General features: G+C 44.8%; 23 protein-coding genes. 10 read left to right on the forward strand and 13 right to left on the reverse strand.

Going from position 1 to position 24543, the window contains the following annotated elements; translation table 11 throughout:
- Positions 1 to 69: 69 nt before the first annotated feature.
- A complete protein-coding gene (locus tag J5X92_RS03410; RefSeq protein WP_013786683.1) occupies positions 70 to 654 on the forward strand; it encodes a YceI family protein in 585 nt (194 codons plus the stop codon).
- Between the two features lie 111 nt (positions 655 to 765).
- Here J5X92_RS03410 and mdoH read toward each other — a convergent pair whose 3' ends face one another.
- Both mdoH and J5X92_RS03420 read right to left on the reverse strand, forming a co-directional pair.
- A complete protein-coding gene (gene mdoH / locus J5X92_RS03415; RefSeq protein WP_208804637.1) occupies positions 766 to 2718 on the reverse strand; it encodes a glucans biosynthesis glucosyltransferase MdoH in 1953 nt (650 codons plus the stop codon).
- The gene (locus J5X92_RS03420; protein WP_126872117.1) at positions 2699 to 4393 is read right to left on the reverse strand and encodes a glucan biosynthesis protein G; all 1695 of its coding nucleotides are present in this window, start codon (positions 4391 to 4393) and stop codon (positions 2699 to 2701) included. Before J5X92_RS03420 ends, mdoH begins: the two co-directional genes overlap by 20 nt.
- Before the next feature lie 610 nt (positions 4394 to 5003).
- On the opposite strand from J5X92_RS03420, the gene J5X92_RS03425 reads away from it, so the two are divergent.
- Entirely contained in the window at positions 5004 to 5555 is a 552-nt protein-coding gene (locus J5X92_RS03425; protein ID WP_126872118.1) for an outer membrane beta-barrel protein, read from the forward strand.
- A 109-nt stretch (positions 5556 to 5664) separates the two neighbouring features.
- Here the strand turns inward: J5X92_RS03425 and J5X92_RS03430 are convergent, their stop codons facing one another.
- The 4 genes from J5X92_RS03430 to J5X92_RS03445 all read right to left on the reverse strand — a co-directional run bounded on the left by J5X92_RS03430 (position 5665) and on the right by J5X92_RS03445 (position 9489).
- Positions 5665 to 5907 carry a YheU family protein gene (locus J5X92_RS03430; RefSeq protein WP_013786688.1) on the reverse strand — a complete coding sequence of 81 codons (243 nt, stop codon included), beginning with the start codon at positions 5905 to 5907 and terminating at the stop codon, positions 5665 to 5667.
- 82 nt (positions 5908 to 5989) lie between these two features.
- Complete coding sequence (locus J5X92_RS03435) at positions 5990 to 7018, reverse strand: hydrolase (RefSeq protein ID WP_126872119.1); 1029 nt, start codon at positions 7016 to 7018, stop codon at positions 5990 to 5992.
- A 19-nt stretch (positions 7019 to 7037) separates the two neighbouring features.
- Positions 7038 to 7565, reverse strand: coding sequence for a TIGR02444 family protein (locus tag J5X92_RS03440; RefSeq protein ID WP_013786690.1), 528 nt, complete (start codon positions 7563 to 7565; stop codon positions 7038 to 7040).
- Positions 7552 to 9489, reverse strand: coding sequence for an ATP-binding cassette domain-containing protein (locus J5X92_RS03445; RefSeq protein ID WP_208804639.1), 1938 nt, complete (start codon positions 9487 to 9489; stop codon positions 7552 to 7554). The genes J5X92_RS03440 and J5X92_RS03445 overlap by 14 nt, the downstream gene beginning before the upstream one ends.
- 117 nt (positions 9490 to 9606) lie before the next feature.
- On the opposite strand from J5X92_RS03445, the gene J5X92_RS03450 reads away from it, so the two are divergent.
- Positions 9607 to 9813 carry a YheV family putative zinc ribbon protein gene (locus J5X92_RS03450; protein WP_013786692.1) on the forward strand — a complete coding sequence of 69 codons (207 nt, stop codon included), beginning with the start codon at positions 9607 to 9609 and terminating at the stop codon, positions 9811 to 9813.
- 275 nt (positions 9814 to 10088) lie between these two features.
- Positions 10089 to 11234 carry a DUF748 domain-containing protein gene (locus J5X92_RS03455; RefSeq protein ID WP_208804641.1) on the forward strand — a complete coding sequence of 382 codons (1146 nt, stop codon included), beginning with the start codon at positions 10089 to 10091 and terminating at the stop codon, positions 11232 to 11234.
- 98 nt (positions 11235 to 11332) lie between these two features.
- Here J5X92_RS03455 and J5X92_RS03460 read toward each other — a convergent pair whose 3' ends face one another.
- Positions 11333 to 11593, reverse strand: a complete 261-nt coding sequence (locus tag J5X92_RS03460; RefSeq protein WP_013786694.1) for a SlyX family protein — start codon at positions 11591 to 11593, stop codon at positions 11333 to 11335.
- An 8-nt stretch (positions 11594 to 11601) separates the two neighbouring features.
- Positions 11602 to 12534 carry a hypothetical protein gene (locus tag J5X92_RS03465; RefSeq protein WP_193352912.1) on the reverse strand — a complete coding sequence of 311 codons (933 nt, stop codon included), beginning with the start codon at positions 12532 to 12534 and terminating at the stop codon, positions 11602 to 11604.
- A 196-nt stretch (positions 12535 to 12730) separates the two neighbouring features.
- Here J5X92_RS03465 and fkpA point away from each other — a divergent pair, with 196 nt between their 5' ends.
- Positions 12731 to 13507 (forward strand): FKBP-type peptidyl-prolyl cis-trans isomerase, encoded by a 777-nt coding sequence (gene fkpA, locus J5X92_RS03470; RefSeq protein ID WP_013786696.1) that lies wholly within the window; start codon positions 12731 to 12733, stop codon positions 13505 to 13507.
- Positions 13508 to 13760: 253 nt separating this feature from the next.
- Here fkpA and J5X92_RS03475 read toward each other — a convergent pair whose 3' ends face one another.
- A complete protein-coding gene (locus J5X92_RS03475; protein ID WP_013786697.1) occupies positions 13761 to 14048 on the reverse strand; it encodes a hypothetical protein in 288 nt (95 codons plus the stop codon).
- Between the two features lie 174 nt (positions 14049 to 14222).
- Between J5X92_RS03475 and greB the strand changes: the two genes are divergently transcribed.
- Together greB and J5X92_RS03485 are read left to right on the forward strand one after the other, a co-directional pair.
- Positions 14223 to 14708, forward strand: a complete 486-nt coding sequence (greB, locus tag J5X92_RS03480) for a transcription elongation factor GreB (RefSeq protein WP_126872123.1) — start codon at positions 14223 to 14225, stop codon at positions 14706 to 14708.
- A 162-nt stretch (positions 14709 to 14870) separates the two neighbouring features.
- A complete protein-coding gene (locus tag J5X92_RS03485) occupies positions 14871 to 17243 on the forward strand; it encodes a Tex family protein (protein WP_126872124.1) in 2373 nt (790 codons plus the stop codon).
- A gap of 187 nt (positions 17244 to 17430) precedes the next feature.
- Here the strand turns inward: J5X92_RS03485 and J5X92_RS03490 are convergent, their stop codons facing one another.
- The 3 genes from J5X92_RS03490 to bioH all read right to left on the reverse strand — a co-directional run bounded on the left by J5X92_RS03490 (position 17431) and on the right by bioH (position 19887).
- Positions 17431 to 18516, reverse strand: coding sequence for a putative metalloprotease CJM1_0395 family protein (locus tag J5X92_RS03490; RefSeq protein WP_126872125.1), 1086 nt, complete (start codon positions 18514 to 18516; stop codon positions 17431 to 17433).
- A 17-nt stretch (positions 18517 to 18533) separates the two neighbouring features.
- On the reverse strand, positions 18534 to 18866 hold the full coding sequence (locus tag J5X92_RS03495) for a hypothetical protein (RefSeq protein ID WP_013786715.1): 333 nt from the start codon (positions 18864 to 18866) through the stop codon (positions 18534 to 18536).
- A gap of 199 nt (positions 18867 to 19065) precedes the next feature.
- Positions 19066 to 19887 (reverse strand): pimeloyl-ACP methyl ester esterase BioH, encoded by an 822-nt coding sequence (bioH, locus tag J5X92_RS03500; protein WP_013786716.1) that lies wholly within the window; start codon positions 19885 to 19887, stop codon positions 19066 to 19068.
- Between the two features lie 161 nt (positions 19888 to 20048).
- Between bioH and J5X92_RS03505 the strand changes: the two genes are divergently transcribed.
- Positions 20049 to 20768: a phosphoribosyltransferase family protein gene (locus J5X92_RS03505; protein ID WP_126872126.1), complete on the forward strand. Its 720-nt coding sequence runs from the start codon at positions 20049 to 20051 to the stop codon at positions 20766 to 20768.
- A gap of 46 nt (positions 20769 to 20814) precedes the next feature.
- On the opposite strand, the gene J5X92_RS03510 is transcribed toward J5X92_RS03505, so the two are convergent.
- Positions 20815 to 23439, reverse strand: coding sequence for a M14 family metallopeptidase (locus tag J5X92_RS03510; RefSeq protein ID WP_208804642.1), 2625 nt, complete (start codon positions 23437 to 23439; stop codon positions 20815 to 20817).
- Between the two features lie 113 nt (positions 23440 to 23552).
- On the opposite strand from J5X92_RS03510, the gene nfuA reads away from it, so the two are divergent.
- Together nfuA and J5X92_RS03520 are read left to right on the forward strand one after the other, a co-directional pair.
- Positions 23553 to 24131: a Fe-S biogenesis protein NfuA gene (gene nfuA, locus J5X92_RS03515; protein WP_013786719.1), complete on the forward strand. Its 579-nt coding sequence runs from the start codon at positions 23553 to 23555 to the stop codon at positions 24129 to 24131.
- Positions 24132 to 24148: 17 nt separating this feature from the next.
- Positions 24149 to 24382, forward strand: a complete 234-nt coding sequence (locus J5X92_RS03520) for a hypothetical protein (protein WP_126872129.1) — start codon at positions 24149 to 24151, stop codon at positions 24380 to 24382.
- Positions 24383 to 24543: the final 161 nt, after the last annotated feature.

Below are 24543 nucleotides of genomic sequence, written 5' to 3' on the forward strand. Positions count from 1 at the left end.
GGTTATTTGGTCTATGCCATCTTCGAGTAGTCTCGAGTGGACATTATTATTATTTAAAGGAGTAATATTATGGTGACGACACGTATTCGTAAGGTAACAACTGCCTTGCTTGCATGCGGTCTTACGTTTCCTGCACTTGCTGACTGGGACCTAGATGGCGACACCAGTGTTTTGCATTTCCTTTCTACCAAGAATTCACAAATTACCGAAGTACATAAATTCGATAGTTTTGAAGGCAGTTTATCTAATGCTGGAAAATTGCGTGTTACGGTTAATTTGGCGTCGGTAAATACGTCAATCGATATTCGTAATACACGTATGCAAGACATGCTATTCAATGTGACAGAGTTTGCTGAAGCAACTTTCGATGCAACCTTACCTGAGTCAATGCTGAATTTAGCCGACGGCGAAGTGGCCAGCGGCAAAGTTGATGGCATTTTAACGTTGCATGGTATGGCGGTTCCTACTAGCTTCTCTGTAATGGCAAGCAAAGTAGACGCAGATACTTTAACGGTTTCAACTACCGCGCCTACGCTAATTAAAGCTGAGTCTTTCGGACTAACGGCAGGTATTGAAGCATTGCAAAAAATTGCAGGGCTAAAGAGTATTACTACTACGGTTCCGGTTTCTTTCTCCGTAACTTTTACCCAGTAAGTACACCTTATATAGAAAAAGCCGGGGCTTTACCTTTGAAGTAAAGCTGCCGGCTTTTTTGTGTCTGGCTGATTATGTTCAGCGCTTTAATCCACTAACGTGTACAACACGTTACGCGTTATTGACCAATGCTGGACGCATAGGCAGCGGCTTTTCACTTAATACTTGCTCAGGCATGGTTACCCACAAACTTTCAGGGAGTGCTGGCTCTTCTGCCTTGTACTGAGACAATGCGAAGTAATTCATAGCCACCCGCAAACGTTTAAGCGCGGTGCATTCATTCACTTCTTGGTCGATAACAAACACGCCCCATTTACGCATTTGTATGCCTAGATTATCACTGCTAGTAATACGAATAACCGGCGCAGCCAGTACCATTCCAATTAACACAGGTAGCAACCACATAAATAACGATGGTGTGTAATAAAATGTAGTCACACCCCAAATTACGGCTAAACAACTCATAATTTGAGTATGCTTAAAGGCCACACTCCAAGGTACTTTTTTACCTTCACGTTCTTGTGCTTCCCATTTAACAGAATGACCAACAAAAACACTGATCACAAAGAAGCTATGATAAAACATCATTAACGGTGCAATAAGAATGGCCATTGTAATTTCTAATGCAGAACTTTTCAGTAACGAAAAGGTGCCACCAAACTCTTCTCTGCGTTTGATAAGCGCCAATACTATCCCTAGTACTTTAGGTAAAAATAACAACGCAGCTGTACCCCACATTGTGACCATCATCATATCTTGACGGGCTACCTGCCAGCTTGGGAATAACTGATATTCAGAGGTAAAGAAATCTGGAACAGACGTAGCACGGATGAGTGCATCAGCTGTACCTAGCGCTAGCATACAAAACAGTATTAGTGATGAAATATAGGCAAACGCACCAAATAAGAAGTGAAGACGGTTAGCCGCTTTCAGGCCTTTCACGTTCAGCAAACCTAAATGCTGAATGTTACCTTGTACCCAACGACGATCACGAATAGCGTAATCGACAACGTTGCTAGGGACTTCTTCATAGCTGCCCGTGGTATCGGTCAGTAAATAGGCCTGCCAGCCTGCACGGCGAAGTAGCGCAGCTTCAACAAAGTCATGACTTAAAATTTCACCACCAAACGGGGCCCTGCCTTCTAATTTAGGTAAACCACAATGCTGCATAAAGGGCGCAATGCGAATAATCGCGTTATGACCCCAATAGTTGGCGCTATCGGTTTGCCAAAATGACAAACCTGTTGCCAGCATTGGGCTGTAAAGGTGCGCAGCAAATTGTACAAAGCGGCCAAAGAAGGTATTTTGACGTACCGGCATAGGGATAGTTTGTACTAATGCGGTATCTGGGTTTTGTTCAATACGGCGGGCTAAATCTAACATTCGCTCGCCAGTCATAATACTATCGGCATCTAATACAATCATAGATTCGTAGTTCGCGCCCCAGCGTTCGCAAAATTCTTTTAAGTTACCCACTTTGCGATGAAGGTTCTTTTCCCGGCGACGATAAAATACCTGCGACGCGTAGCTGCCTAAACGCTTGGTCATACGTTGCCACGCGCGAAGCTCGGCATCTGCTTTGTTTTGATCCCGTGTGTCACTTAGCATATAAAAATCGAAATGATCAGCTTGTGGCGTATTCATTAACTCACGGACACACGCTTCAAAACCCACCATAATTCGGCGCGTATCTTCATTGTATACAGGCATTACCACCGCATGGCGCTGAGTTAACTGTGTGGCTTCATCAGGCTTACTTTGCTTTTTACGTAAGCTTAAAGGGTCAATATTAAACAGTTGTAGTACAAAACCGATAATACCGGTCCAAAAGGCCATACACAGCCAAGCGAACAACATTAGGCCTAATCCAAGCTGGGCCATCTCAAGTTTAGTTAACCCATTAGGAAGAAAAATTTCATAAAGGCTCCAACCGGCCAAAGCCGTACTCGGAAGCACTAACATTGCCATTATAAATAAGCGCATGTGCTCTCCTGTCGTGATGAATCGATCACGCTTTGTTGAGGATTTAGGGGAAATGGAAGCATTACTTGGGTTGATAGACATAATTCCAAACCTCACTGATACGTTTGCCATCTAGCTCGATATAAGCACGCATATCTACCGTGCTTTTGTCTTTGGGCATAAGAAGAAAAGTGGCGCGCCATTCTTTACCTTCATTAACGGGGTAAAGGCGCTGCTGAGAAATTGCACCATTGCTACCTTGCACAATAAGCTTGGTAGTGTCTGGGTTGAAGCTTGTAGCCGTATTTTCATTAGCTGACAATTCAGGTGCTGCCAGTTCCGGCGATGAGAAGTCAGGAGAAGAGAAATCAACAATAAAGCGGCGCTGAGCCTGCTTTGTTTCATCTTTCACTTTCTCGCCAGGTAACGACGGTTTACTTTGGCGTGTACGAATAACGGTTGCTAACTCGCTAACAACGGGGTTTCGCTCTACTGTTTTTAAGGTATACGCAAAATAACGAGATTCACCGCTAAGTAATGGCGCTTCAGGCACCCAGTACGCCACAATATTGTCGTGCGTCTCTGAGTTAGTCGGTATTTCTACCACCTCTAAGCGACCTTTCTCGAACCCTTCGGTGGGCGTTACCCAAAGGCCTGGGCGAATATGATAGTTTGCTTCACCATCTAAGTAGTTACCCCACTCGCCATCGCGCTGTAACATGCCAAAACCTTTTGGCGCGCTGTCACTTAACGAAGTAATTTGTAGTTTTGCTGGGTTAGTCAATGGACGCCAAATCTCTTCATCTGCATGTGTCACCATTAATACACCGTCGCTGTCATGTACTTCAGGGCGATAGTCGTCTGAGCGCTTTTCACTGTTTTCGCCATAAAGAAACATGCTGGTAAAAGGGGCGACACCTAGCTTTTCTACATCTTCGCGGGCAAACAACCAGCTTTTCACATCTACTTGTGTATCTATGCCTGGCTCAATGACAAACTTGTACGCACCGGCCACTGACGGACTTTCCAGTCGAGCATAAATCGTAATAGGCTGGCCTTCTTTAGGCTCAATAAGCCAAAATTCAGTAAAGTGAGGAAATTCTTCCCCTTTCGTTAGGGCAGTATCAATGGCAAGCCCTCGAGCAGAAATACCATATACTTGGTTCTTACCCACTAGACGAAAATAAGAGGCCCCTAAAAATACGGCAAACTCATCTTTATAGGCTTCATTTTTCAATGGGTAATGAACCCGAAAGCCTGCAAACCCCGTTTTATCGTTGGTCAGCCCTGCTAACGGCGCAGCTTTGTCGTCATAGCGGAACATGTCACTAGAAAAGGGAATACGCTGAGCGCTATTAGATTCATCGATAGTGTGAACTGTCACAGGTAGCTCATAAAGAAAGCCAGGATGAAAAAACTGCACTTCGTAGTCGTTCTCGCCATTCCACAGGCTTTTTTCAGGATTAAAGCGGATAGCCCGATAGGTTTGATAATCAATTGATTTTAATCCGTCATCGAGACCATGATCGTTTTGCTCATAGCTTTCCTCGGCAGACGCTTTTGCGGCGTCGATAACAGATTGAAGAATAGGGGATGCATCACGAGGTTCGTTGCTATTACTCACCCCTTCAGCATTAATCACTGGCGCGACTAATAATGACAACGCACTGGTAATCACAACCGCAACGCGAGAGAAAAGTGACCTGGAGCGTCGCTTAGTTACTTTGCTGACGCTCTTCACGCCATCAAAGCGGCCTTGTTTAAACTCTTGGTGCATGTCGTAATCTCCGTGAATTAGGGCTATGCCAAAACGCGTTCAAAAAAGCCACCAGCTAACTCCGTAGATGAATGCCCAAAGGTGCTTTTTTGATAGGAACCTCGCTTACCCATAAAGGAAGAAGAACTGGGTAGCGAATTAACCGCGCTTGAACTCATTAAGAGCAGTTGCAAAGAATGATCCAACTTATCTAAAAGAGGTTGAATAACCATCAAACGTCATCTTTTCAAACATTTACAAAAGTACTTTTTGAATTTAAGCGCCATCTTTCACTGTGTAAAAACGTACCAGTCATTAGACGAAAGGATATAGTGTTGTTTTTTAGATACACATTTAGCAGATTTTGTTGTTCAGATAATCAACACTATTTGATAAATCTATTCCGGAGATAAAAAGCAGCTTTAGGTAAAAACCGCTATCTTTCTGTATGTTAAAGAAAAATCGTCTATTTAACCATCAGTTCATATCGTGATTGGCAAACCCTTTGCAAAACTAACTTCAGATTTAACGATGGAATTCGCGATACTTGTTTGCACATCACGATGCACAGGTTCGCAAAATTTGAAGCGCAGGTATTTTTTCTTTCTGCGATAAATAGGAGTTTTTTCAAATGCGCAAAGCAATCACTTTACTTACAGCACTTACCGCTACCGCAGCCTCTTTTGCAACGTTAGCCGAGTCTCCAGACTGGCGTTATGTAGAAGGCGGCTATAGCAAGATGGATTTTGACGATAACGAATCGTTCGAACCCGATGGTTTCGTACTAAGCAGCAAATATCTATTAAACAGCAACATTTACTTAAACGGTGAATACAGCAACTTTGAAGAAGGCAGCTTCGATTTCGATATGCTAACCCTAGGTGCTGGTTACAGAATGCCACTTAACGCCACTACCGATGCATATTTCGGCGCCAACTTTGAGCGTATCGATGGCGATTTCGATGATGAGACGGGCTACAGTGTGAATGCTGGCGTTCGTTCTATGGTGACTGAGCAGGTTGAGCTTCTAGGCGAAGTAGGCTACTACGACGTTGAAGATGGCGATGCCACGTTCAAAGTAGGCGCGAACTATTACATCACCCCTCAATGGGCCGTGGGTGCCAACTACAAGCTTATGGATGACTTAGACGTCATGCAGGTAACTGCACGCTACAGTTTCTAAACCTTTCTCGTTTTGGGATGCTCTCCTGATGAAAGGTAGCCGGGTCACTCGCCCGGCTTTTTTTATTCTTCAATTTACGTACAAGCTCTGTTTTAAGCAGCAGGTATACCTACTCTTCTTCAGCAGACTCACTTTGGGATGTCACATCGCCTTTTGGTCTGATATCCACGCTCTCGTGAAGCTCTGAATACACTAGCACGGCCTCACCACTTTTAAGCGCATCTAATACCTGTGTCACTTTGGTTTCCATAGTGACGTCTTCAGCGCCGTATTCTGTGCCTTCTCGCAGCACAAATGCTTCCACTAAACTATGTAGGGTTTCGGTATCAACCGCGTCGATTGGAATTATCATCTCTGCCTCCAGAAAAAAGTGAGCTCACGCTAACGATTAAGCATGAGATAAAGCCAGCTAACGTGCAAACAAGATAGGAAACTTACACGTAGGGCGTGGTGGGGTTAATGGGCAGTACATCGCTAACGTACCTTTTTACCCTTTCATGAAGCCACACTTTAGGGCTAAACACCGAACCTTGCATAAAGCCAACATGGCCACCACGCTCACTGAGTTCAAGGGTAACATTGCGTGCTAATTCTTCTTCTTTAGGCACCACTAAATGGTTCATAAAGGGGTCATCAATACTGTGTAATACAAGCGTAGGGCAATGAATAGCGCTCAAGAAGTGGTACGCACTGCACTTCTCGTAATAGTCGTTCGCGTCTTCGAAACCATGCAAGGGCGCTGTGACTTTTTCATCAAATTGCGCAAAACTGGAAATGCCATCAACATCATCACCCGTTAATTGGATAAGTTTACGATAGTCGATAAACGACATTTTCTTTCGTAGCGTGGTTTTTATGCTGTTTAAGAGGTATTTCTGATACACCCGCGAGAAACCGTGGTTAATTGATTTGGCACACTCAGACAGCTTCAACGGTGACGATATAGCAATAGCCGCATTCAGCCACTTTTGCGCGGGGTTCTCACCAAGCAGCTTTAACAGCATGTTACCACCAAGCGAAAAGCCCACAGCAACTTTAGGGAGTTGGGGGAATTTTTGGTTTAGCCAATCAAGAAAAAAGCTCGGATCGCCAGTCTCGCCAGAATGGTAGCCTCTTGGCTTTAGGTTCGGAACACCGCTACAGCCACGATAGTGCATCATCACCACTTGCCAGCCATTTACCGATAAATTGGCCATCATATCATTGGCGTAATGTGAACGAATGCTGCCTTCAAGGCCATGGAACATCACAATAATGCCCGAAGGCTCTGCGGGCTTTGGCCCCCATGCAACGTCGACAAAATCGTCATCTGGCAATGTTAGGCGTTCCATGCTGTATTTTAGCGGTAAGCGTTTTTGAATGAAGCGTGGCCATATAGTTTGAACATGACGGTTCTTTGCCCAACTTGGTACCCGAAAGCTGCTTTTTATAATCTTTCCATGCGATAACGCGATTTTGCTCATGATGTTTTCTTATTTTTTTCTACGACAATTGCTTAAGTAACTGGCTAATTAATTCACGGGCTTCCTGTTTTTCTCGTAGCTTATACCCATTAATAAGTGCAGCGATAGAGGCATTGAACACACCTGACATACTAGAGGCGCCTGAGGGCAAGGACGCTAAACCAAGGCTATTAACCGTTTCTACAATAATAGCTTGTTGCGCTTTTTCTAATTCCAGCTCGTCATCTTTTAGCTGATTGTATTTCGCTAAGGCCTGCGGGTAGTTTGCATCTTGTTTGTCTTCTGGCTTCGCTTGCTTTCGCTCAAGTCGATGTTGCTTAAGAGCGTGCTCTGATGCTTCAACGGCGTTTATCACCGCGTTTAACTGAGGCAAATTAATAATGAAGCCATGTTCAATACACCAGCATATCAACAATAGTATGTTTACGTTCACACCATGGCGGTCTTGCAACAAAATGGCAAGTGGCGCTACGTCGCCTTTGCCATAGCGACTACCTGCGTATTGCCAAAAATCTTCTGCATTTACAATCGCATTATTGTGCTTCATAGCTTGCGCGCTGCGCCTCCATTTGCTCTTGTGCATCGAGCCATTGCATCTCTTCTTCTTCAAGCTCCTGAGTGAGCTTTGCCTGTTTATCTAACAGTTGCATCAGCTCGGCTTTCTTATCATCGTTATACAAACTTGTATCTGATAACGATGCTTCAAGGGTTTTCAACTCGTCTGAACATTTGTCCATGGCCTTTTCGTGCTTCTCTAAGGCTTTTTTCAGTGGTGCGACTTGCTTTCTAAACTCTGCTTCTCGGCGCTTTTCTTCTTTACGATCGATTTTACGCTCGCTAACAGCGCTTGCGTCTTCATTTAACGCTTTCGCATCGCTGTTCGCTTTGGCTTTTTCGGCGGCTTGTTGCTTTAAAATCCAGTCGCGGTAGTCGTCTAAGTCGCCAGTGAACGCCGCCACTTCGCCGCTATCTACTAAGTAAAAGTCTTCGCATACCGATGAGAGTAAAAATCTATCGTGCGATACCAACACCATGGCACCCTCAAAGCCTTGTAGCGCAATATTCAACGCATGACGCATTTCTAAATCAAGGTGGTTGGTAGGCTCATCGAGCAATAACAAGTTTGGCTTTTGATACACAATAAGCGCTAACACTAACCGCGCTTTTTCGCCACCAGACATAGGCGCAACAGCTGAAAGCGCTTCATCGCCGTTAAAGCCAAAACCGCCTAAATAATCTCGCAATTGCTGTTCGGTAGCTTTTTCGTCTATGCGCTGTAAGTGCAAAATAGGCGTGGCGTTAGGATCGAGAGTTTCTAATTGATGCTGAGCAAAGTAACCAATCTTGAGGCCTTTAGCAGTATCGAAAACGCCTTGTTTCGGGGCATGTACACCAGCTAACAACTTGATAAGAGTAGATTTACCTTGGCCGTTTCGCCCCAATAGACCAATACGGCTTCCTGGCACCAAGTTAAGCTTCACTTGCTGCAATACAATATGGTCATCATAACCTAACTGTACGTGCTCCATTTGCACCAGGGGGTTAGGCAGTGCAGCAGGCGGTACGAACTCAAAACTGAATGGGCTAGCCGCATGAGCTGGCAACAGCGTTTCCATTTTTTCAAGTTGCTTAATGCGGCTTTGCGCTTGCTTGGCTTTACTCGCTTTGGCCTTAAAGCGGGTAATAAAAGAGGTTAAATGCGCCACTTTTTGCTGCTGCTTTTCAAACTCTATATTTTGTAAACGAAGTCGTTCGGCACGCTGCCTTTCAAAGGCAGAATAGTTACCGGTATAGGTAATTAGCTGTTGCTGCTCAACACTAATAATTTGCGCTACCGTGTTATCAATGAACGCTTTATCGTGAGAAATGAGCAGCAAGGTACCTTCGTAGCGCTGCAGCCACTTTTCTAGCCAAATAACGGCATCTAAATCTAAGTGGTTTGTGGGCTCATCTAGCAACAATAGGTCAGAGGGGCATAGCAGTGCTTGCGCCAAGTTAAGACGCATACGCCAACCACCAGAGAAATCAGTAACCGGTGCGGTAAGCTGAACGTTGGTAAAGCCCAGCCCTGATAGAATAGTCGCGGCTCTTGCTTCTACATCGTAAGCGCCAGCTTGCTCTAGTTGGCCATGAATTTTACCAATCAATACGCCGTCTTCATCTTGCTCAGCTTGGTGAAGCTGTGCTTGTAAACGGCGAAGATTTTTATCACCATCAATAACGTACTCTATTGCACGTCTGTCGGTGGCAGGAGTTTCTTGTGCAACACTCACTATACGCCAATCAGCAGGCACCACACAGTCGCCTGCATCTACAGACATTTCGTTACGCAGTAAGGAAAACAAGGTCGATTTGCCACAGCCATTGCTCCCTATAAGGGCGACTTTATGGCCTGGAAATACCTGCGCTGATGCATTTTCTAGCAGCACTTTTCTGCCACGCATTAGCGATACGTTGGTAAGCTTTATCATTCATAACCTTCGCGGGAACAATTTAGGTCGCGTATAATAGCAAATTCCTATCAAAATCTGATCAGGAAATGGCTTTTCACGGTATAATACTGAGTAAATTACGTTAAGAGAGCTGCAATGCAAAAATCGATTAAACGCCGCTTCGTTGCAGGCGCTACCTGCCCAAAATGCCAAGCGTTAGACACTATCTCGCTATATTACGAAAATAACGTAGAAAAGCTAGAGTGCGTGGCTTGTGGTTACAATGAAGCGCAAACCGAAGAACAAGTGAATGCCGCCACCCGCGAAAACGAAAACGTGATTGGCATTTTCAAACCTCACTAGTTCGCGGTTGAATCCATCACGTTTGTGTCACTTCTGATTACACTGTTCACGCTATTACCATTAGCGCCAGTGTACTACTCATAAGCAGTAACTATTACGCATTCTGTGAAGATCCCGCCCACATTCGGCGTATCTTTACATTATGCAGTGTTAAAAAGCGCCATCTTCCACCACATTAACTCACTGATAAAAAAGAGTTATTCAACCTCACCACATTTACATTAGACTGACTTTGGGCGGCATAAATCTTGAAATACTCTTTGAAAGGAGTATTTATGAAAACCGCAAATCGTTACTTATTTATTTCGCTCGCCATTGTACTTGGGTTGCTCATTATCATTCGTATGAGCATGCCTTATGCGGCTCAGTGGTATATCAATAAAACACTCAGTCAGCCGGGTGAATACAGCGGCCGAGTAGGTGACGTAGATTTAATGCTATGGCGCGGTGCTTATAGTTTAGAGCATGTGTTGTTGTACAAGTCTAACGGCCAAGTAGACAAGCCATTGTTTCGCGCCGATAAGGTTGAGTTTACATTAAACTGGAGCCAACTTATCAAAGGGGCCGCAAGCGGTACTGTAAACCTTACTCGTCCTGAAATTAATTTTGTCGATGGTGCCACCAGTGATAACAGTCAAGCCGGTAAAAACGAAGATTGGCTCAACATTGCAAATCAACTATTCCCATTAAGTATCGATAAACTCAGTGTTTCAGATGGGAAAATTGGTTTTTATAACCCTGAAACCTCTCCTGTTATTGATATCTCGCTGCACGATATTCAAGGTGAAGTCACGAATCTAGTGAATAGCGATGCGTTATCTGACAATCGGGTGGCTAACGCTACAGTGAGCGCACAAACTGCCCAGCAGGGTACACTGAACCTTAAAGCAAAGCTTAACCCTGCCACACAAAATCCCACTTTCGATCTCAATCTTCAAGCCGATAATGTGGCACTAATTAACTTTAAGAACCTGCTGGATACCTACGCGCCATTCGACCTAGAGGCTGGCTCACTTACGCTGGCTGCCGAAGTCGCTGCCGATGATGGAAAAGTAAAGGGTTACATAAAACCCATTTTGCACCATGTGGAAGTATTTTCATGGAAGGGCGATATTGAACGAGATGGCGATGGATTTCTTGAAGGTACCGTAGAGCTATTATCGGCTTTTATTACTGAGATATTTGAGAACCAAAGTGAAGGTCAAGTCGCTACTCGTATTCTGATTGAAGGGGATTTGAGTAGCCCAGATACCGATGTATTTAGTGCACTGGGCGCCATTATCAAAAACGCTTTTATTAAAGCAATCAGCGGCGACATTGAAGAGTCGGTAGAGTTGGAAACCTTATCTGAACCCGCATTGCCTGATTCAACCAACACCGCTGAATCAGACAGTCAAAGCACGTCACCTGATACGCGCTAGCTTTCTATACCCTAGCGCTCTACGCCCTAACACAACAGGCCTTATCGTAACATCAAGGCTCGCTAATGCTTCGAAAGCTAATATTAGGGTTCGGGTTATTAATAATGGGGAGGCGGTGTTTCTTCTGAGTCTTTGGCCATGTTCGAAGGCTCAATTGACTTAACCTTGTCGATAACGTGGCGTAACTTATAGGTAAGCTCATCTAGTTGTTGCTGCTGCGAAGACAGCGCTTCGTTTAAGGCTTCAATAGTATGCTCTTGAAACGCTATTTTCGTTTGGAGCTCTTCAATACTGTTGTTCGTACTATCGAGTTCTACCCGAAATGCGACACTGTCAGTACCGCTATTTTTATCTGTCATAATCTACTCTATTTACTGCGCTGCCATACTTCGGCAAGACCACTGCTACTTTCTGTCACAATATTACCATTGGACATAAAGCCAACGCCATAAACAACTGCAGTTGGCGGTGAAACAGTGTCTCGTGAAGCAACCTGCCAAGCATCTACTTCCTTACCACTTTTCAAATCCCACAAATACACTTGGCGTGATGGTGAGCCTGTTAGCAAATACTTACCATCATCAGAAAATACAGCATCAGTGAAGATCTTTTGTCTCGCAATAAAACTCAGCCCACTAATGGCCTCGCCAGTTTGCACGTTCCACACTTGTGATTTGCTTTGGCTATCGGCAGTAAAGGCAAAACGGCCCTTGTCGTCTAACGCCACTTTAGTTACCCGGGAAGGGTGCGTGAAGGTATGGATTATTTGCCCTGTATCTGTGCTCCACAAATACGCGATATAGTCGTTGCCACCGGTGAGCGCAAACTTGCCATTCGGGGAGATATCAATAGAGTTCACTTTTTCTTGATGCCCTAAAAACTCTAACCTGCGCTGCGTTTTAGGCTCAAAAAACATGACCTTACCATTCGAACGAGCCACCAAGATGCCATTACCGTTATTCGAGATGGCGACATCTCGAATCGACGCTTCGTCAATACGCCAAAAGCCAATTGGGTCGCCGGTTTCAATGCTCCACAGCGCAAACGCTTCTCTGTCAGCAGTGACTACATGAGTATTGTCGGCTGATATATGTAACGAAACGACTAAATTATTGCCTTCCCCTTGATGGCTCCATTGATATAAAGGAGTGTCTTCGCCAATTCGCCATACATTGATGCCATTGTTGATACCTGATACAACGGAAATAGTGCCATCCGGCGATATATCAGCTGCATAGGCCCCTTCTTCAACGTGCCGCCATTGTTTAATTGGTGTGGTCTCGGGGAAGCTACATCCTATAGATCCACTTATTAATAAGGTGAGTAACAATAATCTGGGGAACATTTGAGCCCTAAACATAATCAAATAGGTTTCGCTTTGTGAATGCTAGGTTTAACATAGCATGGATCACGCATCTTTCACTATCGTGCAGACTGCCCTGGATGCAGCAGTTTAAACATAGACGCATGATGATAAAAATTTATGGAGACGTTTTATGCAGAAGTCGCTTGTTGCCTTATCTACTATTGCTGCCCTAGGCCTTTTTGCCTGTCAGCCAAATACCTCTGATGAGGCCGCTACTACCGGCACTGACATCGCTGAAACCGCCGATGTTTCGACAGAATCAATGACAGACGTACAAAAACAAGCGTACGCTATGGGTGCAAGTATGGGCTTGTTCGTGAGCAACCGCGCACAACAGCAAGAGCAACTGGGCTTTCCGCTAGATGAAGCGGCGTTGAAAGAAGGCTTTGAAGATGGCCTTAACGATACATTGAAATTTACCCCACAAGAAATTCAGCAAATTGCTCAGCAAGGCGAAGAAGTACTTCGTGCTAAGCAACAAGAAATGGCGCAAAAGGCCGCACAAGACAATATTGAAGCCGGCGCGGCGTATTTAGAAGAGAACGCTAAAAAAGATGGCGTAACCACCACCGAGACTGGCCTTCAGTATGAAGTGTTAGAAGAAGGTGAAGGCGCAAGCCCAGCGGCTGAAGACATCGTTAAAGTTCACTACCGTGGCACATTACTAGACGGTACTGAATTCGATTCCTCATACAAGCGTGGTGAGCCAGCTCAATTCCCACTTAACCAAGTTATTCCTGGTTGGACTGAAGGCGTGCAACTTATGAAAGAAGGCGCGAAGTACCGCTTCCATATCCCTTCTGACTTAGCCTATGGCGAACGTGCTACCGGTTCAATTACACCTAACTCAACGCTAATTTTCGACGTTGAATTGCTAGAAATCGTTGAAGAAGAAGCTGCTGAGTAATATCACGCCGCGCTTTAACGCCGAGTAGCGGCTACGCAATTGCGTTTGCCGTTGCTATTAAAAGCCGATACTTGTTTAAGTGTCGGCTTTTTTAATGCGTTAACTGACTGTAGTACTGGGAAAAACGGATAGAAGTGAAGGCTGCACCATAGACATCACTGCAGATACAGCAAATGCACACCTTACGCACAAGGTGTATTAGACAGTTGGCCATTCGATAACTCGCTTATTGTGCGGCCTATCGACAACTTATTTAAGTATGACGTGGTGGCGCGCGACGCCGTTCACGCTGCACTTTAAATACCGCAAAGTGATTTAACAGATATTGCCCAACCTTATACATCAATAAGCCAATCACGAGATACCCTGCGGTTATTAGGCTGTCCATACGTACGACAATATCAAGCAAGCCGTATAGCACCAATAACGCGCCAGTTAAAAACAACATGAAGCCTGCAATAGTGCCGCCCATTGAACTGTTAGTTACAGCTCTGCGCCTGTCTACAAGCTTTTTTTCCACCTTTCGTGCATCATCTTCCATTCGAGTTCCCGCTCATTAGCCGGTTATTATTTATACTGCGACAACAACCTAAAGGTTTATGTTCAATATTTACACAAAGTGGTTTAAATGGGAGATTTCGACGCATTTGTTTATTGCGTTCTATTAATTCACCCACATACACTAGCCATAAGATTTCAATTTAGCTAAATAATTGTGAAAACACCACTGATAACACGAAAAGGATATTTAAAGTTAAAACAGGAACTTGACCACTTGTGGCGGGTAGAACGGCCTGAGACCACCCGAAAGGTAACGTGGGCTGCTAGTTTAGGTGATCGGAGTGAAAACGCAGATTACCAATATAATAAGAAAAAATTACGTGAAATCGACAGGCGCGTACGTTACTTACGTAAGTGTTTGGAAAACCTAAAAGTTGTAGATTATAGTCCCCAGCAGGAAAATAAAGTTTATTTTGGTGCTTGGGTAGAAATCGAAAACGAACAAGGGCAGGTGCTAGAACTTCGCCTTGTGGGTTACGATGAAATATTTGGCCGTCGAGATTATATTTCTATCGACTCTCCTATGGCTCGAGCCCTAGTGGGGAAAGAAGAAGATGATGATGTTACGGTAAAAACTGAAACAGATGTAAAAGAATGGTGGATAAACCGTATCTGGTACGATCCAACCGATAAACTGTAATAAAGTTAAAACGTTTTCCATGAATACTGACCATACAAACAGGCTTCTCCTGACCCGTCGCGGTGGTATAATTGCCGCCAGTTATTCCAACTAAAATGAAAGCGGTGTAAAAAGGCTAATGCTAGCCCCTACATCCTTATTTGCTATTGCCTAGAGCGTATTATGATTATTAACAAAATTGCCGAAGAACTTGCCGTACAAACTTCCCAAGTCAGTGCTGCGGTTAAGCTTCTTGATGAAGGTTCAACGGTGCCGTTTATTGCACGTTACCGTAAAGAAGCCACTCAAGGGCTAGACGACACTCAGTTACGTACGCTTCAGCAACGTCTTACTTACCTTCGTGAACTAGAAGACAGACGCCAAGTCATCTTAAAATCTATTGATGAACAAGGAAAACTGTCTGATGAGTTGAAGCGCAATATAACCGGCGCTGACAGTAAGACCACATTGGAAGACTTATACTTACCCTTTAAGCCTCGTAGACGCACCAAAGGTCAAATAGCCATTGAAGCAGGCCTTGAAGGCTTAGCAGATACCTTATTTGCTAACCCTGACCAATCTATCGACGAATTAGCTGCTGAATATGTTAATGCCGAAAAAGGCGTGGCTGATACTAAAGCCGCGCTTGAAGGCGCTCGCTTTATTTTAATGGAACGGTTTGCTGAAGATGCGGCACTGCTTGGTAAAATTCGTAACTACCTTGTTGAAAACGCACATATTAAAAGCACAGTAGCAAACGGTAAAGCGCAAGAAGCGGTTAAGTACAAAGACTATTTTGAACACAGCGAAAAATACAAAAATGCACCCTCACATCGCGCCCTTGCTATGTTTCGTGGTCGTAACGAAGGCATGTTGAATATTCAACTTGATGCCGACCCGCAGCAAGATGATGCCAGTGCGCCTTCTCACTGTGAACACCTTATTGCTAGCCACTACAATATTATGCACCGTCAACGTCCTGCCGATGATTTCTTAACGCAAGTAGTGCAGTGGGCGTGGAAAATTAAAATCGCCTTACACATGGAAACTGAGTTATTCAGTAGCCTTCGTGAACGCGCTGAAGAAGAAGCGATTGAGGTGTTTGCTAAGAACCTTAACGATTTGCTAATGGCCGCTCCTGCTGGCGCTAAGACCACCATGGGTCTTGATCCTGGTCTGCGTACGGGAGTGAAAGTCGCCATCGTTGATAAAACAGGTAAAGTTGTCGCTAAAAATACCATCTTCCCCCATGCGCCTCAGAATCAGTGGGACAAGTCACTGCGTACCCTCACCACTATATGTAAGCAACATAAAGTTGAGCTTATTAGTATAGGTAATGGTACAGGCTCCCGCGAAACCGATAAGCTTGTCGGGGAAATGCTTAAAAATAACCCAGAGCTAGGTGCACAAAAAATCGTGGTAAGCGAAGCCGGCGCCTCGGTTTATTCAGCCTCTGAATTAGCCTCAAACGAGCTACCTGATTTGGACGTGTCTATACGTGGTGCAGTTTCAATTGCTCGTCGTTTGCAAGACCCGCTAGCCGAGCTTGTAAAAATTGAACCTAAAGCCATTGGTGTAGGCCAATATCAGCATGACGTTAGCCAAAGCCAGTTAGGTAAATCTCTCGACCGCGTTATTGAAGACTGTGTAAATGCTGTGGGTGTAGATTTAAATACGGCCTCACCCGCGCTACTTAGTTATGTGTCTGGGTTAAACAAGACGCTGGCAAATAACATTGTGCATTTTAGAGATACTAATGGCGCCTTCGACAATAGAAAAGCACTAATGAAAGTCGAGCGTTTGGGGCCAAAAGCCTTCGAACAAGCCGCTGGATTCTTACGTATTGTAAATGGAAGTAACCCGCTAGATGCGTCTGCGGTTCACCCCGAAGCTTACCCTGTGGTTGATAAAATTGTGGATACGGCCGCAGTAGCGGTTAACGATCTTATCGGTAACACAGAGCTACTAAAAACCTTATCGCCTGATACATTTACCAGTGATGCTTTCGGCTTACCCACGGTAAAAGATATTTTAAGTGAGCTTGATAAGCCAGGCCGCGATCCTCGCCCTGAGTTTAAAACTGCCACCTTTAAAGAAGGGGTAGAGACCATTAAAGATCTTACCCCGGGTATGATTTTAGAAGGCGTGGTGAGCAACGTTGCTAACTTTGGCGCATTCGTGGATGTTGGTGTACACCAAGATGGTTTAGTGCATATTTCAGCGCTAACCAACAAGTTCATTTCAGATCCACGGGATGTAGTGAAAGCAGGAGACATCGTTAAAGTTAAGGTACTTGAGGTAGACGTACCACGTAAGCGTATATCGTTTACTATGCGTTTAGAAGATACCCCAACCTCGTCGAATCAAGCAGACAAAAGCAATAACAGCAATGGCGCTGCTAACGCAAAGTCTAATGGGAATCCACGAACTAATGGGTCTCAGCGTGGTAATCCTCGCGCAGATAAGCCCCACAAGCGTGGTGGCGGACAAAGCCAGCAGCAAAACAGTGCTATGGGTAATGCCTTTGCCGATGCGTTCGCTAAAGCAAAGAAATAACGCCTAACGCCATTGTTTACTCGCGCGATTATAATTTTAAAGCCAGCATACATGCTGGCTTTTTTGTATCTATCCAATGGAAGTTTGTATTTATGAGAGTGGTGCTGTTAAGAATACATGTTGTTGGTCGTGGGCGGTAAGCGGGGCTAAATAAGCGCTATAAGTATTAAGTGATAGGCACCAAACCCTAGGCGCTAGCGGAAAAACCTTCACGTACTGGTGTATAGGCTTGCGTGTAGAAATTTTGGATGCGGCCAATACGGGCTGAATTGGCTTGGCTTTCTTGGTCACTGCCGCTATTGGCTTCATCTTGTAAGGCTTGGTCACCAAATGCTAATGAGCGCGTATCAAAACCACCACCAATCTCATTTGAAGCTTCACTAGTACTTTGTGCTCCTTGGCTCGCGGCGCTTGGTGATCCTTGGCTTACAGCATCTTGCTCAACCGTTTGCGCTTGTAAAACAGCTTCGTCTAATGCCCTTGTAGGGCGTTCAACACCCGCATTATCGGTAATTTCATCAATATCAGGGGGCGTGATATCTGATGCGCTAGGCGATACCGATGATGTTGTAGCATTGTCTTCAGCGATTTCGCTGCGAGCTTCAAACGATTTTTGGGTAGCTTCTGCTGCCACTTTTAAATCTTGTGCCGAAGGCTCAGCTGGGGCGAGTGCAGCAGCACGTACTTGCTGCATTTTACGAAGGGTTTCTTCAGGGCTATTTAGTTCAGAAATATCAATAGACACTTCACCATCGGTAACATAACGCTTGTTATCTGGCCCAGTGGTATATTCGTATTGCGGCGACCCAGCGTATTGTCCACCCGCAGCGGCATGCGCCTGTTCGTGAGTACGGACCTCTTGATCACGTGCCTCTAAATTACTTATCTCTTGCTGTTCTTCTGTTTGCTGTTCAGACTGTGAGGCTTGCTGTTGGCTTGATTCCCGTTGGCTTGATTCCTGTTGATCGTGGGCATTTTGTTTACCCGCGCTTTCATCAGAGCCATTGTCTTTTTGTTCGCCAAACACGCTTTCAAACGCGCTTTGCAGTTCAGTTTGGACTTGGGGGCGATCGTAGGTAACAGGCGCAGGCGTTTGTCCCGGATTTCGAGCTTTGTCACTGTCCGAACCTAGGCCTTTTTGCGATGCCCCTTTCTCTGCATCTCCCGACTGAGGGATAGTTTCACGTAATGCATTGTCTCTTCTTGCAGACTCAGTATTAACGTTTGCAGTAGGGTACGCTATGGCCGTGAGGATAGGGGTAACAATGTTCACATTACACTCCTACACTACTACGCTAACGTATCGATTATGGTGCCTATGGTGTCATTTGCCACATCAAGCACCTTGGCGGAAGCCTGAGCATTGATACTGTTGATTTTCAATGACAACAGATTAGTGGTGACATCATCTTGGGAAGAGGGAAGTATATTGCGTACATTCTGTAAGCTTTGGGTGACAGGATTGGCTAAAACTGCTTGCGGATCTCGCTCTGCGTTCGTGGTTTGCTGGGCAATATTAGACGCAGCCTGCGTAATACCATTATTGGCATTCTGCAAACCAAATTGTCCGGACAAAATCGCGGAATTTATATTGTTACTATTTACACCTGATATACCAGACATACACTACCTCTACACTCTCATGTGCAATTATTAACCAAATTGCACTAAATGAAAAGGTCTGTACCGCTCATAAGACTTAACTGGCTGTGAAAACGAGCAATATTCTTCCCTCTCGCCTAGTCTTTCACTGGCTCGACATTAAGGCGTATATACTTGCAGCCGCTATACAACACCTAAACACAATGTTGAAAGCATCGGGTCACGATGCTTTTTGTTGATATACGCTTGATGCAAAGCTAAACAGAATATCGGCGCTTTGTTGAGGGTGAGAAATAAACGGCGCATGCGCTGCGTGGGGTAACACCACCGTATCGGCTTGAGGGTGCAACTCGCAAATACGATCTATGCCACTGGTAGGCACTAGACTATCTAAGCGACCATATAGACGAAGAGTTGGCACCGTTATACGGCCAATGTCTTGGCGTAAATCTTCTGTAGAAAGAATTCTCAAGCCTTGTTTCAGTGCGTGCTGGTCAGGTTCTGGGTATTCACTGATATGCCCGCGAATGGCTTTGATATCTTGGCGGGCCGTATCGCTTCCCATCGCTTGAATAGCCAAAAAGCGCTCTAGCGTTCTATTGTAGTTACTCTCTAACTGACTTTCGAACATGGCCAGTAAATCACCTGCAATACCAGGCCAGCAAGGGCCAGCGATGAATCGAGGTGTAGAGGCTATCGTAACTAAACCTTTAAGCGCTAAACCCTTAAAATCTTTACCAATTAGGGCTAATCGTTGCGCCACCAAACCACCTAAAGACCACCCTACAACAATACTTTCTGGTGGGATATATGGCGCTATCATTTGTGCTAAAGACTCAGCGTCATAAGGGGAAGGCACGTGCTGAGCGTTTTCGCCGAAACCGGGAAGATCGATAGTGGTGACTCGAAAACTATTCGTTAAATAGGGGATAAACGAGGTAAAAGCGCCACTATTCATACCCCAACCGTGAAGGAAAACCAGATCGTTTCCTGTACCTTGAGTTCGGGTGACAAGCGGTGTGTTTGTATGCAAATCTTTCACTGTATACATCCTTTGGCTGTTGCATGAAGAAGCAAACCTAATAGGCTGCCATGTATGCATGATTACCCATTATCTCAAAAAATGCTTAAAGACACGTCATCGCACTGTCGCTACGTGCGAGAAAAAGCGACTTAACATAGGAATACAAAAATTCACGTACTATGAATCTTTCATGCTTACTATGTTATCAAGCAAGTCCTGCGCCAGTATGTCATTGGTGTGAACATGATATATTTTTTTTCTCGGCCAAAGATCACGGTAATAATTTACTATCCTTTGGGCCAGTTGGTCGGCACGTTAAGCATAGTGCGTATCAGCAACTGTCGGTACTGGCTTTACATACTTACCCAATAACCACCTTAATTCATGGCTTTAAGTTTCAACATTCACTCACTTCGGGGAAGGTATTAGCCAAGTGGTTTGTCGGTAAACAGCAACACTTAGCTCATCATACACCGCCTCTACCACACACCACGGCGCAACTTCTCTTACCAGTGCCTTTAAGCTCGTGGCGGCTGGCAACGCGGCATTATAATCAGGCTGCAGTGCTAGCTAAATCCATTGGTAGTGCACTGAATATTCCCATTTGCACCAATTGGGCGATTCGACAAGGTAGGTCTGCTCAGCATCATTTAGGGAAAGCACAAAGGCTTCAGCATGCTAAGCAGGTGTTTTCACTAACGCCACAATGTATTGATAAACTAGTCGCTTCTAACCCTGATCTTAAGCGCATTGCCATCGTGGATGATGTCATTACTACCGGTGTTACGGTAAACGCATTGGCAAGCTTATTGAGAGCTCGCTACCCACAACTTAGTATTTTAGTGTGGGCAATGACCTTTACACCGCCCCCCAAAAGCTCACTGCTGGCAGCAAGGTAATCGAAACCGCTACCACTACAATTCTTACTACCTAACAACTCGCGACTTACTTAAGAAAGCCTGACTGATAAATAGCATTACTTAGCATTTTGTTCGTGCCATACCAATAGCCTCGGAATTGCGTATTGTCGGTAAACCCAATCACTACACCTTTACCCTGCTTTGTAGTTATCACAGCAGGCGTTTCGGCAATAAGTTTCACCAGCTTTTCATCACTGAATCCTGCCAGCAACGGCGCTGAGGTATAACGCGCTGGCGTAGTAAATGGCGTGTAGTAATTGTTCACCACCATATTACTGGTTTTAAACATAGGCAGGGTGGTGTCGGTATAACCGTAAAAAAGTGGATGGGTAATATCAATTTCAGCTTCATAAACCGCGCCAGCCACCAACTTTCTTGCATATAACGCCGATTTATCGCCAAACGTCAGTTTATCTTCATCAAACTTACTGTCTATTTCTTCTCTATCTACTATATCGACGTTTAACCATTCATTGGCTGCAAAATAACGAAGGGCAGATTTTTGTCCAATCAACACACCGCCATTTTTAACCCAAGTAGATAGTGCGTCTATCGTATCATTCGATAGCGAATAGCGACCACTGGCAAACACAATATGGGTATAACCTGACTGTAGCGCATTACCTAGCTTTTGTTGCTCCACAATACTAACCGGCAACCCCACTCGGGTGTCGAAATAATGCCACATTTCTCCCACTTCATATTCACTTACGCCCTCGCCCCCCACTAGCAATACTTTAGGCGCTGAAATGGGCTGGATTGAGCGGCTTCCTATATCACTGCCTGTAGGCGTTAACCCACTTGCCAGTGCGTAAACCGGAATTTTTAAAGCGCTAGCCTGTTCTGTCAACAGGTTAAGTAAGTTATCAGGTTGTGCTAAGTCCGTAGGAATAACAATGCTTCCCGAGGTAAACGTATGACGCTGATTATTAACCAGCTTAGCTTCAAACGCATTTTCGCTACTTCTTACACTTACCCCTGCTTCTAATAACGATTGAAGCAAGGCTGGCGCGTAGTAATCGTTCCATGAAAAGGCGTATGCATAGGCATTGGCAGGTAACGAATCGCTAAGTACAGGCATTGCTAATTGTGCATTGGCAGCCGTTTTTACGTCGCGAAAATCCCGTTTTTCAACCACCTCAAACGGTAGATTAAACGCCATCGCCATGTTCCACGATGACACGTCGTAGAAGGTGTTATTTTCAAACGAGGTTTGGGTTGAGAATATAGACGTGATGAGTCGATACTGGGCCTGCGCGGCAGGAATATAGATAGCACGATTAGCGCGAAAGGTTTGCTTGCCTATTTCAGAATCTTTGCTTACCACCTCGAACTTAATGTTGTGCTGCTTAAGCAGCGACAACATGGCGTTAAATCTGCCGCTATCATTCGATTCACCCACAATGTAACCGCTAATATCACCGTCTTTTGCTAGTGCTTGCGTGTCTTTAACAAAAGCAGACTGATAATCTAAAATAGCCGGTTTGTTGGCAAGGGCGCCTTCAAAAGTACTTAACGACGTTGTAATTTGATTTGCGATGGTGGTAGAAAATGCCAATGGCCCATTGATAGATTCTTGTAAATGTCCGCGAGAGCTCGCTTGTTCGAACAAAATACCTATGCTGCCATGTAAATCAGGGTAGGTACTGCCCTTACCGGCGTAAAAGTCGTCAAATGCCTCTTCCGAGAAATACAGCTTCCCTTGTTTATCAAAGGCTTTGGCGTGATAAGCCGCCAGCGCTTCGGTTAAGGTTACGTTCTCATCCGGCGTAATTGGGTTTTTACGCGAGCGTACACCTGGCTGAAAAAAGTAGGTACTATCGGTGCCCATTTCATGAAAGTCGGTAAGAATATGCGGGCGCCAGCGGTGAAATTGCTTTATACGCGCTTGGGACTCAGGGTGAGCCAACAACAACCAGTCGCGATTTAAGTCAAACCAATAGTGGTTTGTGCGCCCTGATGGCCAGCCTTCATCATGTTCACGGGTATTACTATCTGCAACAAGTTGCTTTCCTCTGTGCATATTCGCCCATTGCGCGAAACGAGATAACCCATCGGGGTTGAAAGATGGGTCTAACAGCACAATATTGTTGTTCAGTAACGCATCGATTCGCGTACCTTGCCCAGCGGCTAAGTAGTAAGCTAGGGCTAATGCAGCATTGGAGCCTGAAGGCTCATTACCGTGAATGCTGTAACCCATATAGAAAATAAGTGGCGCACCCGCTTTTACTTTATTGCCTGAATTCATGGCATCGATATGCGCGGTACGCATACTTTCTATGTTAGGGCGGTTCGACGGTGCAGTAATGGTAAGTAGCAATAGCTCACGATTTTCATGGGTTCTACCGGTGACTTCTAATGAAATACGGTCGGAATGATCAGCGAGTACACGCATGTAGTGGGTTAGTTGATCGTGACGCACGTGCCACTGACCAATGTTCGCACCCAGTACTGATTCTGGCGTAGGAATATCTGGATTGTATGTCACATCGGTTGGTAAATAGGCCTGAACCGGTTTACCGCCCTTATCGAGAGTCACCATATTGGCATTTGCCGAAGCACATACGCACAAGGCGGTTAACACGATAAATGGCGCAAACCATTTTTGAAAATTCGAGTTTGAGGCGGTGCGAACCAAAGTTGCGAGCATAGTGATATCCGTCTTGTCGTTATGCGGTTACATCGAAACTAGTCAATACTTGACTGTTTTAGTCAGGTAAATTTGTTATCATAAACCAAATTTTAAATTAATAGGACTTACTGATGATTACTATATCAGAAGAAGCCCAGGCTCACTTCGTAAAACTGTTGGATAAACAAGAGACTGGCACAAATATTCGTGTATTCGTCGTAAATCCGGGCACATCAAGCGCCGAGTGTGGCGTGTCCTATTGTCCGCCAGATGCCGTTGAAGAAACTGATACTCGTTTAGAGTTCAATGGCTTCAATGCAGTGGTAGATGAAGAAAGTGTTCCATTTTTACATGAAGCAGAAATTGATTATGTCACCGATCAAATGGGATCTCAGCTTACGCTTAAAGCGCCAAATGCTAAAGCACGCAAAGTCGCTGATGATGCGCCTTTGGCTGAACGCATAAGGTACATGATTGAAGCTGAAATCAACCCTCAACTTGCTAGCCATGGCGGCCAAGTCATGTTGGCTGAACTTACCGAAGATGGCTTTGCTATTCTTCAATTCGGCGGCGGCTGTAATGGCTGTTCTATGGTTGATGTCACGTTGAAAGACGGCATAGAAAAGCAAATGCTTGAGCAATTTGCTGGGGAACTAAACGGTGTTCGTGACGCTACTGAACATGAAGCCGGTGAGCATTCTTACTACTAAGATGTTGTATCTCAACTATGTTTGATGTGCACAAAAGCTGGCGACGATTTAAATTAGGCCTTGCCTTGTTCGTTGCTGGCGTTGTGCAGCTTTTCACGTTAAGTCATCTAAGCACCTTCCTTTACTATTATTCTGTTACCACCTTGCTGGTAGGCTTTGTGATTGCCATGTCTGGCTATATAGGCATTTTCATGCAGCGTTTCGCCTTTTTAAAAGACAAGAAAATCCCCTCTAGCTTTAAAGACGATTAGTCGTTTACCTTCCGTTTTTTCACTCATACGTTTTCTTACATACTTTTGCTAATTCTCACGTTCAATGACCTTGTACTGGGCCGCTGATTGCACGTAGTCTAGTATTTATAACCTTACATTGGTTGTTCTTAACGTCATGTTTGTGACGGTTTTGCATACGT

The organism is Alteromonas sp. K632G (assembly GCF_017653625.1).
In the GTDB taxonomy this organism is placed as follows: Bacteria; Pseudomonadota; Gammaproteobacteria; order Enterobacterales; family Alteromonadaceae; genus Alteromonas; species Alteromonas naphthalenivorans.

What these genes read in the sequence shown, in the direction of transcription:
- J5X92_RS03410 (WP_013786683.1), top strand. Translation starts at nt 70, where the DNA reads ATGGTGACGACACGTATTCGTAAGGTAACAACTGCCTTGCTTGCATGC.
- mdoH (WP_208804637.1), bottom strand. Translation starts at nt 2,718, where the DNA reads ATGTCTATCAACCCAAGTAATGCTTCCATTTCCCCTAAATCCTCAACA.
- J5X92_RS03420 (WP_126872117.1), bottom strand. Translation starts at nt 4,393, where the DNA reads ATGCACCAAGAGTTTAAACAAGGCCGCTTTGATGGCGTGAAGAGCGTC.
- J5X92_RS03425 (WP_126872118.1), top strand. Translation starts at nt 5,004, where the DNA reads ATGCGCAAAGCAATCACTTTACTTACAGCACTTACCGCTACCGCAGCC.
- J5X92_RS03430 (WP_013786688.1), bottom strand. Translation starts at nt 5,907, where the DNA reads ATGATAATTCCAATCGACGCGGTTGATACCGAAACCCTACATAGTTTA.
- J5X92_RS03435 (WP_126872119.1), bottom strand. Translation starts at nt 7,018, where the DNA reads ATGAGCAAAATCGCGTTATCGCATGGAAAGATTATAAAAAGCAGCTTT.
- J5X92_RS03440 (WP_013786690.1), bottom strand. Translation starts at nt 7,565, where the DNA reads ATGAAGCACAATAATGCGATTGTAAATGCAGAAGATTTTTGGCAATAC.
- J5X92_RS03445 (WP_208804639.1), bottom strand. Translation starts at nt 9,489, where the DNA reads ATGATAAAGCTTACCAACGTATCGCTAATGCGTGGCAGAAAAGTGCTG.
- J5X92_RS03450 (WP_013786692.1), top strand. Translation starts at nt 9,607, where the DNA reads ATGCAAAAATCGATTAAACGCCGCTTCGTTGCAGGCGCTACCTGCCCA.
- J5X92_RS03455 (WP_208804641.1), top strand. Translation starts at nt 10,089, where the DNA reads ATGAAAACCGCAAATCGTTACTTATTTATTTCGCTCGCCATTGTACTT.
- J5X92_RS03460 (WP_013786694.1), bottom strand. Translation starts at nt 11,593, where the DNA reads ATGACAGATAAAAATAGCGGTACTGACAGTGTCGCATTTCGGGTAGAA.
- fkpA (WP_013786696.1), top strand. Translation starts at nt 12,731, where the DNA reads ATGCAGAAGTCGCTTGTTGCCTTATCTACTATTGCTGCCCTAGGCCTT.
- J5X92_RS03475 (WP_013786697.1), bottom strand. Translation starts at nt 14,048, where the DNA reads ATGGAAGATGATGCACGAAAGGTGGAAAAAAAGCTTGTAGACAGGCGC.
- J5X92_RS03485 (WP_126872124.1), top strand. Translation starts at nt 14,871, where the DNA reads ATGATTATTAACAAAATTGCCGAAGAACTTGCCGTACAAACTTCCCAA.
- J5X92_RS03495 (WP_013786715.1), bottom strand. Translation starts at nt 18,866, where the DNA reads ATGTCTGGTATATCAGGTGTAAATAGTAACAATATAAATTCCGCGATT.
- J5X92_RS03505 (WP_126872126.1), top strand. Translation starts at nt 20,049, where the DNA reads ATGAATCTTTCATGCTTACTATGTTATCAAGCAAGTCCTGCGCCAGTA.
- J5X92_RS03510 (WP_208804642.1), bottom strand. Translation starts at nt 23,439, where the DNA reads ATGCTCGCAACTTTGGTTCGCACCGCCTCAAACTCGAATTTTCAAAAA.
- nfuA (WP_013786719.1), top strand. Translation starts at nt 23,553, where the DNA reads ATGATTACTATATCAGAAGAAGCCCAGGCTCACTTCGTAAAACTGTTG.
- J5X92_RS03520 (WP_126872129.1), top strand. Translation starts at nt 24,149, where the DNA reads ATGTTTGATGTGCACAAAAGCTGGCGACGATTTAAATTAGGCCTTGCC.